The organism is Gammaproteobacteria bacterium (assembly GCA_003696665.1).
GTDB lineage: Bacteria > Pseudomonadota > Gammaproteobacteria > Enterobacterales.
On sequence record RFGJ01000398.1, the window covers coordinates 1 to 3606 of the forward strand.

3 protein-coding genes and 1 pseudogene are annotated in these 3606 nt (G+C 49.8%); 3 read left to right on the forward strand and 1 reads right to left on the reverse strand.

Annotated elements, in window-relative coordinates:
* Positions 1-277 (forward strand): hypothetical protein (locus D6694_10125; protein ID RMH40313.1); only part of this gene is annotated, 277 nt, incomplete at its 5' end.
* A 16-nt stretch (positions 278-293) separates the two neighbouring features.
* Positions 294-644 carry a hypothetical protein gene (locus D6694_10130; GenBank protein ID RMH40314.1) on the forward strand — a complete coding sequence of 117 codons (351 nt, stop codon included), beginning with the start codon at positions 294-296 and terminating at the stop codon, positions 642-644.
* 23 nt (positions 645-667) lie between these two features.
* Here the strand turns inward: D6694_10130 and D6694_10135 are convergent, their stop codons facing one another.
* Positions 668-2176 carry a peptidase S41 gene (locus D6694_10135; GenBank protein RMH40315.1) on the reverse strand — a complete coding sequence of 503 codons (1509 nt, stop codon included), beginning with the start codon at positions 2174-2176 and terminating at the stop codon, positions 668-670.
* Positions 2177-2388: 212 nt separating this feature from the next.
* Here D6694_10135 and D6694_10140 point away from each other — a divergent pair.
* Positions 2389-3466: pseudogene (locus D6694_10140) on the forward strand (IS701 family transposase).
* Positions 3467-3606: the final 140 nt, after the last annotated feature.

Sequence of the window (3606 nt, forward strand, 5' to 3'; positions counted from 1 at the left end):
AAATAAGGCCTCGCCGCATCGGACGCCTACGCGTTCGGAGCGCGGCGTAGCGGTGGCGCTGCTGCGCTTCGGCGAGCCGCTGACCACGCGCGGCGCCCGGATGCGACATCGGGGCACGGGGGTCACGGTGCGCGCGGGGGACGAATTTTCGGCCCTGGCGCTGTACGGACGGCGCAGGCTGCGCGAGAAGCGCGTGATCTACGGCCACGCGGTCTATGTCGTGGCTGCGCGCGAGGCCGACGAGCCGTGGATCGTGGTAACCAACGAGCGGCCGTAACAGGCCCTGGCGATGTATGCCAGGCGGTGGCGATCGAGCACACCTTCGCGGCATTCGAGAGCCGGACGGATCGGCCACGATCCTTAGATCTGGAGGCGACGCATATGAAGGAGGCCGAGCAGTTGGAGAAGCTGATGGGGGTACTGGCGGTGGCGCTGGTATGGGCGGTGAAGGTGGGGCAGTGGCGTCAGCAACAACGGCCCATCGTGATCAAGTCGCATGGACGGCAGGCCGTCTCGCTCTTTCGGTACGGGCTGGGTTACCTGCAGAGGCATTTGCTGGGTCACGACCGGCGAGCCTTACGCCCAGCCTTCCATGTTTTGTCGTGTACTTACATTTTACCCTGTCAGCCCGCATGTTTTCTTAGCCGGTGTTGTGGTGCGTTCATTCTTATTTTTCTTCGTAATTAAGTATTCTGTTTACAAAGTCAATCCAGTCGTATTTTGAAATTGTTTTGTCGATGTAATAGTCGGGTTGGATGCCTTTGCCATCAATTGTCATATCGGGTATTCGCATACTTCTCGATATGCTGTAACCCAATTTTAAGTCCTTACATGGCGAGTCTACAAAATACATGTTAGAGAAATCGAGAACTCCAGCTGTTGTTGTGCCGAAAAGTTTTACTTTTTTGCTTTGCTTGGCTGCTAAAAGAAATTGCTCTGTCGCGCTAGCAGAACCTTTGTCAATGATTATTCCCACGTTTTTAGGATAAGGATAAATCGTATCAAAGGTTTTAATCGTAACAATTGTACTGTCAAGGTTTACAAACTCTCCAATGTGTTGATTCAGTTTTTCCAACGCGTCATTTACCCAATTTTTATCTTCTTCTGACAAGTCAGGGTCATTCATAAATTCAATTAATGCTTGGTTATTCAAGGGGGTTGACAGTAGCTCTACGCCAACTGTTCTGATAGGATTGGTGTAAATAATTGGAAGAATTTTTTCATAACTCAAATCACTGCCACCACCATTATTGCGCAAATCAATGATAAGATTTTCAGTGCTTGTAATTGTTTGCCAGTTAGCATCAATTATGCTATCAATGAATTTCTTTTCAGAAAGTGAAAACGAAGGGATTCTCAGTATTGCAGTGTTGTCTGAAAGTTTCTCAAAAAGAGGAACTTGTGTTGTCATGAACCTAAAATACATGTCAACATGTTTGTCAGCCGGAAATATTGGTTTAACCCTTTTCAGTGTTACAAAGCCCATTTGCAAATAATTGTTACCAAGCAGTTCAACGTCTGAAAATTCTTTTGGAGAATGGTCTTGCATGTAATACGTAGCGGTGAATTTGTTGTTTTCTCTTCTGATTTTGAACTTGACCTGTGATTTGCTCCAGTACACTCCGTCTGCTTCAATAACAAACCCTATATATTCATCTTTTACTTTCCTGATTCCAATTGTATAGGATGGAGAATTCCAGATGCCCTCAAATCCCGGTTCTGTAATTTTTGAAACATAAGAATTGAACTCCTCTTCATTATACGGATATGTTTCCCATGTACTAAACTGCTCTCTGATTTTGACAGTGTCTACACCATCCTGTCCATTAGAGTTATGGTCATTGTTCAGCCCAATCCATAAGTGTCCATGCTGAAAAAATCTCAACCAATTTAAAAGCGTCTCAGCACATTCTTGTTTGTCCGTAATCGTTTTCACCTTGTCGGCATAGGTGTCACTATGTTTCTGATATTCCTGCTCTCCTTTTTGCTCAACCATGTATTGAAAACTAGCTTCATTTTTCTCAATAGTTTCTTTTAGCCAAGCAAAATTGTCTGCACAACTACAGTCTTGTGCATTAGTCAAATGTGTCAAGAGGATGGTCAACCCGATTAATATTCCTTTTTTCATGATGTATTTGTCAAACGTTCGTGCGAAAGGCATCGAAGTCGTATGCATGTGAGGTTATCTGGAGTGTCTTGAAGGCGAGGTCGTCGCCGATGGTCGAGCCGACGACTTGGCGAACATCCCACATCGCCCCACCAATAACCTGGCCGTTCCAGTGGTTCCCGTTAGCTTGGGTCCATTTGTAACTGTTATTTTACTGATGTTACGCATTGGCGAGTTTTCGTAGTAGCTTCAACGTCCCCGCTAACCTACCTAGACCGCCTATGAAGAAGCACCTGCGCGACCTCTACACGGACTATCTCATCTCCTCCTTCGGACAGATCACGGCCACCGGCCTCGCCCATCTGCTCGACGACAAGGTCAGCCACGACCGCATCACGCGCCTGCTCGGCTCTCAGCGCCAGAGCGCCGACGATCTCTGGCGTGCGGTGAAGCCGCTCTGCGCCAGGTCGAGCGCGACGATGCGATACTCGTCATCGACGACACGATTGAGGAGAAGCCCTACACCGACGAGAACGAGATCATCTGCTGGCACTTCGATCATGCCAAAGGACGCACCGTCAAAGACCTCAACCTCATCACGGCGCTCTACGTGACCGAGCACGAGGGAGTGGCGCTCTCGGTGCCGGTGAGTTTCGATCTGGTTGACAAGACCGAGCCCTACCTTGACCAGAAGACCGGCAAGGAGAAACGGCGCAGCGCCAGGACGAAGAATGAGCGGATGCGGACGATGCTCAAGGCCTGTAGCGACAATAAGCTGCCTTTCCGCTTTGTCCTGGCCGATCTCTGGTACGCCAGCGCCGAGAACATGCGCTACGTGAAGCTGGAACTTGAGCGGGAGTTCATCTTTCCGCTCAAATCGAACCGCAAGGTGACGCTCAGCCTCGAAGCTGGATCTGGAACCGGGTCGTCTTGTTGAGGCGCACCTCGGCCGCCCTCGACGGCATCGAGGGCGTGCCCTTCGCGTTGCGTCTTCTGCGGCAGGTCTTCACGAACGAGGACGGAAGCCGAGGCGAGCGGTATCTGCTCACCAGCGATGTGACGCTCAGCGGAGACGATCTCTCGGCGATCTATCAAAGACGATGGAACGTCGAGGAATACCATAAGAGTCTCAAGCAGAACGTCACGCTCGCGAAGTCGCCCACACGGACGGAGACGACGCAGACGAACCATCTTTTCTGCGCGCTCCTGGCCTTTGTAAAGCTGGAGCGTTTGAAGCTAACTACGTCAAAGAACCACTTCACCTTGAAGACGAAGTTGTATGTGAAGGCCGTCCGATCGGCCTTTGCTGAGTTGCAGCAACTCAAACAAGGCGGCCTAGCCCTCTCACCTGCTGCGTAACATCAGTAATAATTTCGGCATACTTGTGTGAACACAATAAATCTAAGCTTATTGTTTGTAAGTGATCTTTGACTTATTAGTGCACATGAGGTAGCTTCTGGCAAAAACGCTATGCCCTACGCCCCCCTGCCCCAGATCCA